Source organism: Bacillus sp. LM 4-2 (genome assembly GCF_000978495.1).
Lineage (GTDB): Bacteria > Bacillota > Bacilli > Bacillales > Bacillaceae > Bacillus > Bacillus subtilis.
Window position 1 is genome coordinate 2,261,057 of the sequence record NZ_CP011101.1, and the last position, 14,691, is coordinate 2,275,747.

Sequence of the window (14,691 nt, forward strand, 5' to 3'; positions counted from 1 at the left end):
TTTTCGCCTATTTCTGTGTTTTGATTAATTCTTTTTGGTCCGCCGGTTCAGTCAGTCCGGAATCAGCCAATATAAATGCTAAATCCTTCTTCAGGCCAAACCAGTTTTTATTGGTATGCCCTGCTACCATAACTGCACCGTCCTGTGAGTGCAGCCAAATTCTTCGATGCTGCCAGTACATACCTTGAATAACACCGATCATAAAAATGGCTCCGCCGACAGCAAGCACCCAGAGTGTCAGGTCCTTTCTGACTGTAAGTCCAGTAATGTTTTTCGTTTCGACATGGTCAAATTTCAGCTTGTATTTATTATTGCCTGATCCTTCGATGGTTTCTTGGATGGCGACAAAGCTCTTTTCGCCTTTCGGTTTGTCCGGCGTTATGATATTAAAGACAAAAGCCGGATTGTTAGGGATCTTTGTTTTTGTGCTCGGCTCTCCGTCCTGATTAAAATAGAAGTCTGGCAGGTAGCTGGCGATTTCCACTTTGTAACCGTTGCCAAGATCATAGACCGAATCTGGATCCAGAAGGTTGATCTTCAGGCTCCCAAAGGATTTTTTTGTTTTTTTATCAATCAGCTGGAACACCATTTGGTCAAGCTGATTCTCTTTGTAATCCACCTGGTAAACGGAAAAAGAATCAAAACGCAGCGGCTGATTGACACGGATGTCTTCTTCTGTTACTTTTTTCAGCTTCGGCTTCTCGCCATAAACAATTTTTCCTTCTCTCTTGTAGAGTACGGCATCGGTTTGAAAGTTCTTTGCCACTCTACCGTCCCCGACTCTGTCAATGGCATCTGCAAATACCTTTTTTTCTGTTTTGCTGTTATAGGTCTCTACGCTGAATTGATTGTTTTTCAAATAATATTTTCCGTCTGTACCCGGAATTGCTGCGGTTTCGCCTTCTCTGACCCAAAGCGTCTCATCGACGTACATGCCAGGCACAAATCTCAGCATCGCACCAATCAGAAAGATGATCAATCCAATATGGTTGACATACGGGCCCCAGCGGGAAAAGCGTCCTTTTTCAGCAAGAATGCTGCCCTCTTTTTCTCTGATTCTATAATGTTTTTTCTTTAATAGAGCAACTATCTTTTCTTTCGATTCCCCGTTCAGTACAGTAACTGTTTCACTGAACAAGCGCTGCCTTCTTAAAAAAGCCGGGCTCCTTCTGACGCCTTGGTTTTTTAACGCTCTGTACAACGGAATGACCCGATCAAGGCTGCAAATCACGAGTGAAATGCCGATCGAGGCAATGAGCAGCAAATACCACCAAGAACCATATAAATGATGAAACCCGAGCAAATAATAAAGCTGGCCAAACGTGCCGTACTGCTCCTTGTAATAAGTATCAGCCTGTGCGCCCGGAGGCAGATAGGCTTCCTGGGGAAAAATGGTGCCGAACGCTGATGCGGCAAGGGTTATGACGATAAGCCATATTCCCACCTTAACCGAGGAAAAGAAATTCCAAATTTTGTCGATGATCGTTTTGTTATAGGTTTGCGAACGTCTTGCGCTTCCGTCATATCTCATATCAGCGAGCGGAGGTTGAGTTTCCTGAAGAGCTCTTCCGCACGATTCGCATAAAACGGTTCCGACCGGGTTTATATGTCCGCATTCACATTTGACTTGCTTCATCCCGAAGTCTCTCCGGGTTTTATGAGATTCATATAATCGTGTATCATGCTTTCTGTCATAGTGCCGGTCACCACCTTGACAACTTTTCCTTCCGGATTGATCAAAAAGGTTGTCGGAAGCGGAGATACGTCATAGGCATCAAGCACTTGGCGATCTGTATCCAGAACAACCGGGAAATTGACTCCGTAGGATTTCATAAAATTATGTACTGCTATCTTTGACTCCCCAACATTTACAGCAACAATTTCAACACCTTGGCTTTTAAAATGCTTATATTGGTTTGCCATATAAGGAAACTCTTTTTTGCACGGTTCACACCATGTACCCCAGAAATTCAAAAAAACACCTTTCCCTTTTAAGTCACTGAGCTCGATACGTTTCCCATTCGTATCCTCTAGGACAAAATTCGGTGCGTCGGACCCTTCGGATATACTCTCTTTGCCGGCAAATACAGCGTTGTAAATGGTATAGCCGAGTGCGCAGATTAAAACGAGAAGGATGCCGGTCCGAATGAATAAACGCCTTTTTTTCTTCATTGTCCACTGCCCCCTTCCCCCTATTGCAGATCCATTCAATTATATCATTGCACGTTCATTTCACATTTCTTACTTTTTGAAGGTTATGTGAAATTTAGAAAGCGTTTTTACCGTGATCCGCCAGTGCTCTGAGCCTTTTTACTTCGTGAGGCGTAAGCTCTCTGGCATCGCCCGTGTGCAGGCCTCGCAGGTTTAAAAACGCGTATTCCTCACGCTTCAGCTTGATTACCTCATGTCCGATAGCTTCAAACATGCGGCGCACCTGTCTGTTGCGTCCCTCATGGATCGTCAGCTGAATAATGCTTGTCTGCTTTTTCTTATCCAAAGACAGCAGCTTCGCTTTAGCAGGCGCTGTTTTGCCTTCCTCCAGCCTAATTCCGCGCTCCAGCTTTCTGAGCAGCTCTTTAGGCGGGATTCCTTTCACCTTCGCCACGTATGTTTTGTCTATTTCATACTTAGGATGCATTAGCTTATTGGCGAATTCGCCGTCATTGGTTAAAAGCAAAAGACCGCTCGTATCATAGTCCAGACGCCCAATCGGATAAATGCGCTGCGGAATATTTTTAAAAAAGTCCGTCACCACTTTGCGTCCTTTATCATCTTGCGCTGCGGAAATAACGCCTCTTGGTTTATATAAGAGAAAGTAAACCGGCTCTTCGCGTTCAACCTTTAACCCGTTTACCTCAATCTGATCAGAACCGGTGACCTTAACACCTAGCTCTGTTACTACTTTGCCATTCACCTTTACTTTTCCTTCTTTAATCAGCTCTTCTGCCTTTCTGCGCGACGCAACTCCGGCATGAGCAATCACTTTTTGCAGTCTTTCCATGTCTTTCACCTCAAGTATTATCTTACTTTTTTCAACCTTAACAAACAAGCTTTTTCAAATTCCTATGCCAAATCTAAAAAAAACGCCGTTTTCAGGCGCTCCCAAATAATAACGTAACGATGATGATAGATGCAACTACGCCGATTAAATCTGCAAGAAGTCCCACCTTTAATGCATCACCCATTTTTTTAATGCCGACTGCTCCGAAATACACAGTCAGTACGTAAAGCGTTGTATCTGTAGATCCCTGCATGACGGAAGCCAGCCTGCCGATAAAGGAATCGGGCCCATATACTGCAATTAAATCGGTCGTCATTCCGAGTGCGGCCGTACCGGAGATCGGGCGGATCAGAGCAAGCGGCACTACTTCAGCAGGGATGCCGATAGCGGAGAAAGCCGGTTTTAAAAGATCCATTATAAAATCAAGCGCGCCTGATGATCTGAAAACAGTTATAGCGACAAGCATTCCGACTAAATAGGGGATAATGGAAAAGGCGATTTCTATCCCCTCTTTTCCGCCTTCGACAAACGATTCATATGTCGGAACCTTTTTGATCGTTCCATAAAGAAGAATTCCGGCAATAATGATTGGAATCATGGCTAAAGACAGCCAGTTGATGATTTCCATCCGCTCACCTTCCCTTCTTTTTGCGGCGGTAATAAAAATACCGATCAATGATAATGGCACCGATTCCGGAAATAAGCGTTGCCAAAATGCTTGGCCCGACGATATCTGTCGGCGTTTTAGAGGAATAAGCCATTCGGACAGCGATCACCGTTGTCGGGATGAGTGTGATGCAGGACGTATTAACAGCTAAAAAAGTAATCATCGACCGGCTTGCTTCCGATCGGTTTCCATTCAGCTTTTTCATTTGTTCCATTGCTTTAATGCCAAGCGGAGTTGCTGCATTTCCGAGGCCGAAGAAATTCGCCATAAGATTAGATAAAATATAGCCCATCGCCGGGTGATCCGGCGGTATATCAGGGAACAGTTTAGATATAAAAGGCCTGCACATCCGGCTGAAAATATCCAAAAGCCCTGACTGCTCGGCGATTTTCATTAAGCCAAGCCAGAAAACAAGCACGCTCATCAATCCAAATGAAATCGTAATCGCTTCTTTCGCACCCTTAAACACGGCTTCATTTACATCTTGCAGAGTTCCGTTGCACATCGCAAAAACGAGTCCGATCACGGTTAAACTGACCCAAATTATATTGACCATTTTGCTCCGCCTGCCGCATTCAGAAAGATTGATTTAAACGTTTCAAAAAATTGTTTCTTCGGTTTTTGATGCCGCTCATTTTCATAATAGATCGGCACTTTTGCGATGGTTGCATCGTTGAACATGATTTCCATGTGCCCTACGATGTCAGGGATTTTCGAGGCATCTTTTTCCCATGCTTTTTTCGGCTTGAGCAGTGTGGTATTAATTTTTACATCTTCTTTTTCCTCTTCAGTCAGCAAATAGGTGATATCGCGTTTGATAAAAGCCTTCGATTCATAAAATGTTCCTTTCAGCTTTGGAATATCCCCTTTTTTTGCAATTAAATAGGTTTGATAATGCTCAAACACATAGTTAAACATCTTCATATGGTCATCCCAATCATTAGGGTCATTAATGGTGACGGCTATCAGGTCAATGCCGTCCTTTGAAGCCGTAGAGACCAGTGTCCGTTTTGCAAGTTTTGTATAGCCTGTTTTTCCTCCTGTGCTGTACGGATATAGCATGGTCAGCAGTTTATTTTTGTTTTTCCATACGCTTTCCATCGTTTCCGCTTTGTATATTTTTGTGCCTGAAATCTTTTGATAGTCTTTCAGCTTCATAGCATACTTAGTTAAAATGGCCATGTCATAGGCTGTTGAATAATGATTTTCATGGTCGTCCAATCCGTGCGGGTTTTGAAAACGGGTGTTTTTCATACCAAGCTGCTCGGCTTTTTGATTCATCATATAAACAAACCCATCGAGGCTCCCACCGACATGCTCAGCAATCGCGACAGCGGCATCGTTTCCTGATCTTAGCATCAGGCCATACACAAGATCTTTCAGCTTCACTTTTTGACCTTCTGTTAAATAAATGGCGGAGCCTTCTGTTCTGACAGCATTTGCCGAAACCGTCACTGTTTGATCCATTTTGCCGGATTCGATGGCGAGGACGGCGGTCATAATTTTTGTGATGCTCGCGATCCGCCTTTTTTGATGCTCGTCCTTGGCATATAACACTCTGCCTGACGCACCGTCAATAATGATCGCGCTTTTTGCACTGACATCTATAGCAGCATGTGCTGTATTCACATTTACAGTTGCAATAAGAAAAGAAATCATGATCACGAATACTGCCTTTTTGAAAATGCGCATGTTTGCTCACGTCCTTGTGGTGGTTTGTACAAGTTTATGCGCATGTCCATCAGTTATGAATAACAATTATATTTCTGGAAGCAAACATAAAAAAACTCTCCCTGAAAAAGGGAGAGTAAACGTTATCTGATTGGCGCCATGCTTGATCCGGACGCTTCGTAATGAGCCAGCTCTTCCCTCATCTTCAGAAAGGCCGCGCTCAACGGCAATAATAATTGCTCAAGCGACGCAGGAACAGCATGATAAAACTCAATTGCGCTGACCCCAGTATAAGACGCCCGGCTATTTTCACACCACGTGTCTTTTTTCGGCATAAAGAACTCTTCAATGCATTGGTGATACACATTATAAAGTGTTTTTTCCGCTCTGGCTTCCTGAAAAGGCTCCTGCATCAGGAGACGACGGCACGCTTCTGCGCCTCCTTCACAAAATACTGCCATTCTTCTCAGAGTGCTCAGCACATCACAGCAGTATCCTTTTTCAATAGGCAATTCAGCCTGTAAGGACTCAAGCGTCGTTTGATTTAGGTAATCGTTCACGGTATTGACAACCATTGATAAGAATTCGCCTGTTTTTTGAGTCTGCGCTCGCACAATCGAATGTCCCATTTCGTTTGGTATCTTCCCCTCATGTCTTTGTCTCTCACATTTTGCTTCTTTCATGATAGCTTCTTCCTTATATCTTATGATGATGAAAAAGCGCGATTCATTAAACTTCTATTTTATATCTTCGAAGGTTTGGTTAAAGTTTTCAAAAAATAAATCTGCTTCTTCTTGAAGAACGTCTTCTTCCGCATTTTCAGGCAGCGGCGGAAGCTCGTCCAGCGTTTTCAGACCGAATTGTTCAAGAAAAGTCGGCGTAGTACCGTATAAAATGGCCCGCCCCGGACCATCGGCACGCCCTACTTCACACAATAGCGCCTTCGCGACAAGACTGTGTAAAATCCGCTCTGATTTTACTCCTCTGATTTCTTCAATTTCTGCTCTCGTAATTGGCTGTTTGTATGAAACAATGGCCAGTACTTCTAAAGATGCTTGAGAAAGGCCCTTTGACGGCACTTCAATCAGTTTTTTCAAGTAAGGCGCAAAGTCTTTTTTGGTAGAGAGCATGTACGTATCTGCATACTCAATAAGTTCAATCCCTCGTGTATCTCCGCGGTATTCGTCCGCCACATCCGCCATGATCGTGTTCAGTTCAGGCTCTTCGATTTCAAGCACTGTTAACAGCTGCTTTTTTGTAAGCCCTTCATCGCCTGCCGCATAAAGAAGGGCTTCCACAATAGCTTTCCAATTCACGATATCAAGCCCCATGAATGGATTCACTCCCCGTAATGTAAATATCTGAAAAATTGTGCTCCTGTTCAATGAGGACCAGCTGATTTTTCATCAGCTCAAGAACAGCTAGAAAGGTCACTACTAAATGTTCTTTTTGCTCATATGGAAACAGGTCCATAAAGTTGATTCTCGTTCCTTTAGATTTCAAGCTGTGCACGATTTCGTTCATTCTGGCTTCGATTGGTATGTCCTGTCTTGTAATTGTTGTTTCCATCGGCCTGTTTATTTTTTTGCGTTTCAGCACTTTTTGAAAAGCTCCGATCATATCATAGACCGTGACAGAGAGCTTTTGCTCAGACTGTTTTACTTCTTTTGCATATTCACTCAAATCACTCGGCGGTTTCGTGAACGATTTTTGTCTTTCTTCTTCCCGTTCTTTTAAATCCTTCGCCGCATCTTTATATTTTCGATACTCAATCAGCTTTTCAATCAGTTCCTCCCGCGGATCTTCTTCTTCAAGTAATTCATCTTCAAAAAGCTCCTCCTCTTGCTTCGGGAGCAGCATTCTGCTTTTAATGCTGAGCAGCGTGGCAGCCATAACCAAATACTCGCTGGCCATATCGAGCTCAAGCACACGCATCGTATGTACATATAATAAATATTGTTCAGTGATCTTCGCCACAGGTATATCATATATGTCAATTTCAAGACGATTGATTAAATGAAGCAGCAGGTCCAATGGGCCCTCAAACGTATCAATTTTCACTTGATATTCTTCCATCATCTCACCATTTTCAAGTATCACTCTCATTGCCGGAAAAACTGGCTACCCTATAGTATAAGCCACCAAAAAGCTCTCGTCCAATACTATTTCATTTCCTGTTTTGAACAAGTTTGTACAGAATATTCAAAACACGAGAGGTGTTTGCTCGGAGCGCTGAAGCGGGAGAAAAAGCCTTAGCTTCTGGTTTTCCTTTCTAAGAAGCAATAGAGGCCGAGCGTTCTTTTTTCCTTTTATCCCTTCTATGGTACACTAAAAGCACATTAAAGGAGGAAACACCTTGTATCCGAAAGCTTATATAGATTATCTCGTTGAGTTTCACGCGACACGGGATTATTTTGAATGCCATGAAATATTAGAAGAATATTGGAAGGAAGATCCGCCAAAGAAACGAAAACGCTATTGGGTCGGCTTTATTCAGCTTGCAGTTGCTTTATATCATCACAGAAGGCAGAATACAGCCGGGGCAAAAAGACTGATGGCGAACAGCATCCGGATTCTTCAAGCAGAACACCGGGCAGTCGAAGACTTAGGGCTTGATCATGGCCGTTTGCTCGAACTTATGCAATCGGTTTACGAACAAATCGAAACGGGCTCTGCCTATAAAAGCATTATGCTGCCAATCAAAGATGAGAAACTGGAGGAAGCATGCAGGATCGAATGCAGGAAAAAAAAGTATACATGGGGGCAGCCCAGTGCACTCAGCAACATATTTCTTATCGACAAACACCGTTTGCGGGATCGGACTGACGTCATCCGTGAACGTGAAAAAGAAATAGAACGCAGAAAAAAAAGCAGAGGCTGATCACAGCCTCTGCTTAATTATTGTATGAAATGTCTTGATCCTGCTGACCTTGACAACGTTCGAAAAAGCTCTGCGTTAATTCATTTGGAACCAGTACTTGCGTTTTGAATAAATGCTTTAAAGCATCCATCATCTGTTTTCCGATTCCTTGATGGCGATGAGAAGGATTCACACTGATATGCCGGATCTCAACCTCAGAATCCTTTTTTTCGACTCCGATTGCTCCGACGATATCCTCGTCCTCTTTCCAAAGAAAGAGCTGGCGGTCTGTATCCGTTTCGTAGTCCTTAATTGTCTGCTGAAGCTGCTTAAGGTCTTTTTCATTCGGCATAAACGAAAGAAGCCCCATCGCAATCTTTTCAAACGATTTTTTATAACGAATTAACATAAAAACCCCTCTATATCCAAAATGTCCAGTCTGCTATTAACGGATACGAATAGGTGATCCGTTTTCTCACATTATATCATTTTCGCCATATTTTTAAACTGTTTTCAGCAAATTATTCAAATGAGCGGTTTAAATTTGCCATTTCAATGGCAGAAACAGCACAATCTACACCTTTGTTGCCCGCTTTTGTGCCGGCACGCTCGATAGCCTGTTCGATGTTTTCAGTTGTTACAATTCCAAAGATGACAGGTACACCAGTAGTGTTTGCTGCTTGCGCGATGCCTTTTGCAGCTTCATTGCAGACATAATCGTAATGTGTCGTCGCGCCTCTGATGACAGTGCCCAATGTGATAATAGCATCATATTTTTTTGTTTCCGCCATTTTTTTCGCAGCAAACGGTATTTCAAATGCGCCTGGAACCCAAGCCACATCAATGTCATTTGTGTCTACGCCATGTCTGAGCAGCGCATCTTCTGCTCCGCTCAGCAGCTTGCTCGTAATAAAATCATTAAATCTTCCTACTACGATTCCGATTTTAAGACCTGTACCAACTAAATTTCCTTGTATGATATTCATATGATTCCCATCCTTTTTTGTGATATTTGTGATTAGAAATGAAGTAAATGACCTAGCTTGTTCATTTTGGTTTGCAAATATTTTTTATTGTGTTCTTTCGCCTCCATTTGAAGCGGCACTCTTTCTGAAATACTGAGTCCGTAGCCTTCAAGGCCTGCGATTTTTCGCGGATTATTCGTCAAAAGCTTCATATTCCGGACACCGAGGTCGCGTAAAATTTGTGCTCCGATGCCATAGTTGCGAAGATCCGGCAAGAATCCAAGCGCCTCATTGGCTTCTACGGTGTCATAACCTTGTTCCTGAAGCTTATAAGCTTTTAATTTATTGATTAAACCGATGCCTCGTCCTTCTTGGCGCAAGTACAGAAGCACTCCACGGCCTTCTGCGGCAATTTGGTTCAGCGCGGCGTGCAGCTGCGGTCCGCAGTCACAGCGATGAGACCCAAACACGTCACCTGTGAGACATTCTGAATGCACCCGGACCAATACCGGTTCTTCTCCGAACGGCACCTCTCCCATCACAAATGCGACATGCTCTTTTCCATCTACCTCATTTGTGTATCCATAAACCTTAAATGTCCCAAAATCAGTAGGCAGCGTAATGTCAACTTCACGCTCGACAAGTGTTGTCAGATTGTAACGGTATTGAATCAAATCCTTAATGGTGATCATTTTTAATTGATGCTTTTTCGCAATTTCAATGAGCTCAGGCACTCTCGCCATCGTTCCGTCTTCATTCATAATTTCACAAATGACGCCGGCTCCTGGAGATCCGCAAGCTTCAGCAAGATCAACAGCAGCTTCTGTATGGCCCGCTCTTTTCAGGACACCTCCTTTTTTCGCAATCAGCGGAAAAATGTGCCCCGGACGCTGAAAATCAGATGGCACGGATTTGCTGTCCAGCAATGCTTGAACGGTAAAAGATCTTTCTTGAGCGCTGATACCTGTCTTCGTTTCACGATGGTCTATGCTTACGGTAAATGCAGTGTGGTGAGAATCTGTATTATGCTCAACCATAGGGTGAAGATCAAGCCTGTCTGCGATTTCCTCACTGAGCGGCGTGCAGATCAGTCCTCTCCCATGTGTCGCCATAAAGTTAATGACTTCCGGCGTTGCATGCTCGGCAAGAGCCACAAAGTCTCCTTCATTTTCTCTGTCTTCATCATCTACAACGATGATGACTTCGCCTTTTTTTAAAGCGTCCAGTGCTTCTTCTATCGGATGAAACATGCAAATCTTCCTCTCTAAAAGCCGTTTTCGCTTAAGAAGGCTTTTGTAATGGTTTGTTGGGTCTTATTTTCATTGGCTTTATGCAAAAATCGATACATATATTTTCCGATCATATCGCATTCGATATTCACTTTAGAGCCGATCGTTTTTTCTGAAAAAATCGTTTCGCTGATCGTATGCGGTATTAAGGAGATCGTCACTGTGTCTTCTGTCAGGCCGAATATGGTTAAGCTCACGCCATCCACAGTAATTGATCCCTTTAAAACCAATGTTTTTGTTAATGACGGGTCCATTTTTAAATCATAGTAAACTGCGTTGCTTTTCTCTTCAATTCGTGTGATTTCCGCAGTTCCGTCGACATGGCCTGAGACGAAATGGCCTCCGAAACGGCCGTTTGCCGCCATCGCTCTTTCCAGATTTACTTTGCTTCCTTTTGTTAAATCATTCAGTGACGTAGCTTTGACTGTTTCAGGCATAACATCCACTGTGAATTGATTTTTTGTAAAATCAGTGACAGTCAGACAAATGCCGTTCACTGCAATGCTGTCGCCAAGATGAACATCCTCTAAAATCTTTGAGCATTTAATAGTTAAGGCCATTGCATGCCCTGCTTTTTTCATGGATTCGATTGTGCCTGTTTCTTCGATAATTCCTGTAAACATGGTCACCATCCTATTCCTTTGTCGGTTTTGCCGTCAGTTTGATATCACGGCCGATTTGGGTTATATCAGTGAATTGTAATAAGGGGACATCTTTCATTGATTGAAAACCTTCACCGGAGATTAAGCTGGGAGCATGCGTTCCTCCGATTAGTTTAGGGGCAAAATAGAAGATGATTTCTTGAAAACAGCCTTCTTTGACAAAGCTTCCGTGAACAGCTGAACCGCCTTCCACATACACCGACATGATGCCTTCTTCCGCTAGGATCTTCAAAACATCGGGAATTTGAATGCGCTCGGTTTCAAGTGTAAATATGTTCACTCCGAAAGCTGAAAGCCGTTTTTTCTTTTCCTCGTCTGCGCGTGCCGTCGTAAAAATCCATGTCGGCGCTATTTGATCACAAATCACTTTAGCGTCCTCAGGAATCGAGAGTACGGTATCAAGTATGACCCGAACCGGCTGTTTTGTTACATTCGGCAGTCTGCAGGTTAAGCTCGGATTGTCGGCTTTCACTGTGCCAACTCCGACTAGGATGCTTTGGTGTGTTTTCCTGTATTGCTGAGCATCCTGTCTTGCAGCCTCTGACGTGATCCATTTGCTGTCACCCGTGCTGGTAGCTATCTTGCCGTCAAGGCTGGCAGCCGCTTTTAGCGTGACGTACGGAAGGCCTGTCCTCATAAAGTGCAGAAATTTTTCATTCAGCCTCTCCGCCTGGTCTGCCAGGATGCCTTCCCTTACCTCAATGCCGGCTTCTTTGATCATGCTGATCCCTCTTCCAGCCACAAGCGGATTAGGATCTCTCATCGCCACGAACACTCTTTTGATGCCAGAGTTGATAATCAATTCTGCACATGGCGGTGTTTTTCCGTAATGGCTGCACGGTTCGAGTGTAACGTATATGTCGGCACCCTCCGCATGTGCTCGAGCCATATGGATGGCATGAACTTCTGCATGAGCTTCACCATATTTTAAATGGGCGCCCATTCCGACAATTTGTCCGTCCTTTACGACAACAGCGCCGACGAGCGGATTGGATTCGGTCTGTCCTTCGCCCTGCTTCGCAAGATCTAAGGCCAGCTTCATATAATACTCTTCCATTTGGTTCCCTCCCCTCTTTTGTTATTTACCGTCAAAAAAGCCCCGAATTTATAAAAAATTCGGGGCTTTAGGTATTTTACGCAATAGGAAATAACACTATGCATTTTTAAACATTTTGCATAGCGGTTCATCATCCTTCTCCCATCCAGACTTTCACTGTCGGCTTCAGCTTAAACTGAATCCACCGCGTGCTTATGCACACGGGTCACGGGCTCTAAAGCAAATGTGCTTTACTACCGCCGGTCGGGATTTCCACCCTGCCCCGAAGGATACAATCTTTATTCATTTGTCCTTATTGGCTATTATAGCGATCCTTTTTAAAGTACGCAATGAAATAAACTTACAATTTGAGAAAAACAAAACATCACCCTTCGATCCGAAAGGTGATGTTTTGTTAATCATTCACTTTTGCAACCTTGATTAATCCGTCGATCCGCTTTGATTTGCTGAAGTATGCCTTAATCTTGTCACCTTCTTTTATATCAGATAAATCCTGATTTAATTTTTTTCCGTTGAAGATGATTTTCGTTCCGTTTTCTGCTACTCCATGATACTCTGAGCCGTCAATTTTCGTCACTTTATATTCCTGGATGGTGTATTCCTCTTCTTCCGAGGACAAGGTTTGTCCAATTGCTGTCGGAACATCCTTCAGCTCAACATCATTTATGTACATATAACCGCCTGCAAGTAAAAGCAAAAGCACTAACAGAATGGTAATCTTGGTTTTTATTCTTCCCATTTCTAAACCTCCAGCCAATATGAATCTATTCATTCATATGAGTTATTCCTTTTTTTCATGAATAAAAAACCGTAAATTCTCGTAAATTATTAATATAACGATGCATAACGGGAATATGTTTCACATTTCTGCAAAAATTTCTTTTCTATAGATATACGAATTTATGTTCTGTTTTTAGGGGATGACCGTAAAAAAGATATAAAAAAAGCAGCCCCAATGGGAAACTGCTTGATCCTAATTTGTTTTGCGCATTTCGTTAAACGGGTAGAAAACAAACTTTGACGTACCCGCAATTTGTTTTTTCGTGAAGAGGCCAAGACCGTTACGGCTGTCCATTGAATTCCGACGGTTGTCGCCCATCACAAAATACTTGTTATCAGGCACTTTAACCGGGCCGAAATCATCGGTCAAATGGTCAAAACCGTCCTGTTTCGCTCTCTTTTTATTAGCCGCCAAATAAGGTTCGTCCACCTTTTTCCCGTTGATATAGAGCTGGTCATTTTTCATCTCAACCGTATCGCCGGGAAGGCCGATAATACGTTTGACATAGTGAACATCATCTCCGTTTAACACGACGATGTCTCCTCTATCAAACTCGCCGATGTATTTGACTGTCATATTGACAAAGACCCTTTCACGGTTGTGAAGTGTAGGATACATAGAGTCACCATCAACGACATACGGCGCAAAAATAAAGTTGCGAATGAGCAAAGCAAGAACGACAGCAATCACAATTGCTTTTGCCCATTCTAATATTGTTTTTTTCTTCGAAACATTTTCTGATTTCAACTGATTTCCTCCAATAAACAACGGTCTTCAATTTATGTTATCACGAATCGAAAAAAAATCCCATTAGGACCATTGAAGTGATTTTACAAACTGTTAATCTTCATCTTCTACCCACATCATGCCTAACTAAGCCTGCAAATATTGAAGGAAATGAATCGCATAATTCAGAAGCGATGGACTCAGAAGAAAGAGAGTTCTCATATGCAAAATCTTTAAATCGTATATAAGGCATGAGGTTACGAACAGTTTGTTCATTTACTGCATTCCATTGATCTCCCAGTCCATGATACCCATGGCACTTGACAAAACAATTCACGTCATGAAGGTTACTGGAATGTTTGCGGCAACCTATTTCACAGGTGATAACCGCACTCCGTTTTTTGCTTTCATAATATGTTTAAAATCATTGAAGCTCGAAAACATGGATCAGCCTCCAAAAAATAAATCCAATATATTCCCGGCAGTTGAAGACTCTTTATTATAAAACTCTGAATATCCGCAGTTCTTACAGTAAACCACTAGAAATCGGTTATGCTGCACGTCAAACAGCTTTGATAATCCCGTGCCGGTTGTAGCTATTTCTTTTTGTCCGGCTTCAGTACTGCCGCATTTTATACAGCCTTTGTTGTTCATATCGCGATCTCCTTTTCATTACATCACGTTTGTTTGATTTATTTTACTACAAAATATCAATCCCAATGACCCGTACTACTTTAAAGTTTACTTAATTTTGATTACATACTAATTGGGTTCGTTTCTCAGCTTGGTAAATCTTCTGGAGAAACGGAAAAGCTCCATGACCAAAACATTCAAACTCAGCCAAACACCGCCGAAGGCGTAACCCGCAGCAACATCACTCGGATACTGCTCATTAAAGTACACACGACTCAGCCCGATGAGGAATAAAACGATAATAAACAAAAAAATGCAACAGTTTGCAGACGCGTCTTGTGAGAATGACGAACAAAAAGATAAGCACAAAAACCAAAAA

Annotated in this window: 20 protein-coding genes and 1 riboswitch; of the genes, 2 read left to right on the forward strand and 18 right to left on the reverse strand. The window is 42.8% G+C overall.

What is annotated here, in order from left to right; all coding sequences use genetic code 11:
* Positions 1–7 precede the first annotated feature (7 nt).
* The 9 genes from resB to scpA form a co-directional block, all read right to left on the reverse strand.
* Positions 8–1,636: a cytochrome c biogenesis protein ResB gene (resB, locus tag bslm_RS11070; protein ID WP_014477216.1), complete on the reverse strand. Its 1,629-nt coding sequence runs from the start codon at positions 1,634–1,636 to the stop codon at positions 8–10.
* Entirely contained in the window at positions 1,633–2,172 is a 540-nt protein-coding gene (resA, locus tag bslm_RS11075; RefSeq protein ID WP_003230513.1) for a thiol-disulfide oxidoreductase ResA, read from the reverse strand. The genes resB and resA overlap by 4 nt, the downstream gene beginning before the upstream one ends.
* A gap of 94 nt (positions 2,173–2,266) precedes the next feature.
* Positions 2,267–3,001 carry a 23S rRNA pseudouridine(2605) synthase RluB gene (rluB, locus tag bslm_RS11080; RefSeq protein ID WP_004398815.1) on the reverse strand — a complete coding sequence of 245 codons (735 nt, stop codon included), beginning with the start codon at positions 2,999–3,001 and terminating at the stop codon, positions 2,267–2,269.
* A gap of 91 nt (positions 3,002–3,092) precedes the next feature.
* Positions 3,093–3,629, reverse strand: coding sequence for a spore maturation protein SpmB (gene spmB / locus bslm_RS11085; RefSeq protein ID WP_003230509.1), 537 nt, complete (start codon positions 3,627–3,629; stop codon positions 3,093–3,095).
* A gap of 4 nt (positions 3,630–3,633) precedes the next feature.
* A complete protein-coding gene (gene spmA, locus bslm_RS11090; RefSeq protein ID WP_004398980.1) occupies positions 3,634–4,224 on the reverse strand; it encodes a spore maturation protein SpmA in 591 nt (196 codons plus the stop codon).
* A complete protein-coding gene (gene dacB / locus bslm_RS11095) occupies positions 4,212–5,360 on the reverse strand; it encodes a D-alanyl-D-alanine carboxypeptidase DacB (RefSeq protein ID WP_014480157.1) in 1,149 nt (382 codons plus the stop codon). The genes spmA and dacB overlap by 13 nt, the downstream gene beginning before the upstream one ends.
* Positions 5,361–5,482: 122 nt before the next feature.
* Positions 5,483–6,022 carry a YpuI family protein gene (locus tag bslm_RS11100; protein WP_014477219.1) on the reverse strand — a complete coding sequence of 180 codons (540 nt, stop codon included), beginning with the start codon at positions 6,020–6,022 and terminating at the stop codon, positions 5,483–5,485.
* 54 nt (positions 6,023–6,076) lie between these two features.
* Positions 6,077–6,670 carry an SMC-Scp complex subunit ScpB gene (scpB, locus tag bslm_RS11105; RefSeq protein ID WP_003223904.1) on the reverse strand — a complete coding sequence of 198 codons (594 nt, stop codon included), beginning with the start codon at positions 6,668–6,670 and terminating at the stop codon, positions 6,077–6,079.
* Positions 6,660–7,415, reverse strand: coding sequence for a segregation/condensation protein A (gene scpA / locus bslm_RS11110; RefSeq protein ID WP_046381501.1), 756 nt, complete (start codon positions 7,413–7,415; stop codon positions 6,660–6,662). The genes scpB and scpA overlap by 11 nt, the downstream gene beginning before the upstream one ends.
* 280 nt (positions 7,416–7,695) lie before the next feature.
* Here scpA and bslm_RS11115 point away from each other — a divergent pair, with 280 nt between their 5' ends.
* Complete coding sequence (locus bslm_RS11115) at positions 7,696–8,220, forward strand: DUF309 domain-containing protein (RefSeq protein ID WP_046381158.1); 525 nt, start codon at positions 7,696–7,698, stop codon at positions 8,218–8,220.
* 13 nt (positions 8,221–8,233) lie between these two features.
* Here bslm_RS11115 and ribT read toward each other — a convergent pair whose 3' ends face one another.
* The 7 genes from ribT to sipS all read right to left on the reverse strand — a co-directional run bounded on the left by ribT (position 8,234) and on the right by sipS (position 13,700).
* Complete coding sequence (gene ribT / locus bslm_RS11120; protein ID WP_003223910.1) at positions 8,234–8,608, reverse strand: GNAT family N-acetyltransferase RibT; 375 nt, start codon at positions 8,606–8,608, stop codon at positions 8,234–8,236.
* A gap of 112 nt (positions 8,609–8,720) precedes the next feature.
* Positions 8,721–9,185, reverse strand: a complete 465-nt coding sequence (gene ribH / locus bslm_RS11125; RefSeq protein WP_003223915.1) for a 6,7-dimethyl-8-ribityllumazine synthase — start codon at positions 9,183–9,185, stop codon at positions 8,721–8,723.
* A 32-nt stretch (positions 9,186–9,217) separates the two neighbouring features.
* Complete coding sequence (locus bslm_RS11130) at positions 9,218–10,414, reverse strand: bifunctional 3,4-dihydroxy-2-butanone-4-phosphate synthase/GTP cyclohydrolase II (protein WP_003230496.1); 1,197 nt, start codon at positions 10,412–10,414, stop codon at positions 9,218–9,220.
* A 14-nt stretch (positions 10,415–10,428) separates the two neighbouring features.
* The gene (gene ribE / locus bslm_RS11135) at positions 10,429–11,076 is read right to left on the reverse strand and encodes a riboflavin synthase subunit alpha (protein WP_004398505.1); all 648 of its coding nucleotides are present in this window, start codon (positions 11,074–11,076) and stop codon (positions 10,429–10,431) included.
* A gap of 10 nt (positions 11,077–11,086) precedes the next feature.
* Positions 11,087–12,172, reverse strand: coding sequence for a bifunctional diaminohydroxyphosphoribosylaminopyrimidine deaminase/5-amino-6-(5-phosphoribosylamino)uracil reductase RibD (ribD, locus tag bslm_RS11140; RefSeq protein ID WP_046381159.1), 1,086 nt, complete (start codon positions 12,170–12,172; stop codon positions 11,087–11,089).
* 129 nt (positions 12,173–12,301) lie between these two features.
* Positions 12,302–12,446, reverse strand: a riboswitch (FMN riboswitch).
* Positions 12,447–12,566: 120 nt separating this feature from the next.
* The gene (locus bslm_RS11145) at positions 12,567–12,911 is read right to left on the reverse strand and encodes a hypothetical protein (protein WP_003230488.1); all 345 of its coding nucleotides are present in this window, start codon (positions 12,909–12,911) and stop codon (positions 12,567–12,569) included.
* Between the two features lie 234 nt (positions 12,912–13,145).
* A complete protein-coding gene (gene sipS, locus bslm_RS11150) occupies positions 13,146–13,700 on the reverse strand; it encodes a signal peptidase I sipS (RefSeq protein ID WP_015483398.1) in 555 nt (184 codons plus the stop codon).
* Between the two features lie 247 nt (positions 13,701–13,947).
* Here sipS and bslm_RS20780 point away from each other — a divergent pair, with 247 nt between their 5' ends.
* Entirely contained in the window at positions 13,948–14,184 is a 237-nt protein-coding gene (locus bslm_RS20780) for a hypothetical protein (RefSeq protein WP_074794831.1), read from the forward strand.
* Here bslm_RS20780 and bslm_RS11155 read toward each other — a convergent pair.
* Both bslm_RS11155 and bslm_RS20785 read right to left on the reverse strand, forming a co-directional pair.
* Entirely contained in the window at positions 14,127–14,333 is a 207-nt protein-coding gene (locus tag bslm_RS11155) for a zinc ribbon domain-containing protein (RefSeq protein WP_003223929.1), read from the reverse strand. The genes bslm_RS20780 and bslm_RS11155 overlap by 58 nt on opposite strands.
* Before the next feature lie 108 nt (positions 14,334–14,441).
* Positions 14,442–14,681, reverse strand: coding sequence for a phosphatase PAP2 family protein (locus bslm_RS20785; protein WP_080481019.1), 240 nt, complete (start codon positions 14,679–14,681; stop codon positions 14,442–14,444).
* Between the last annotated feature and the right edge of the window lie 10 nt (positions 14,682–14,691).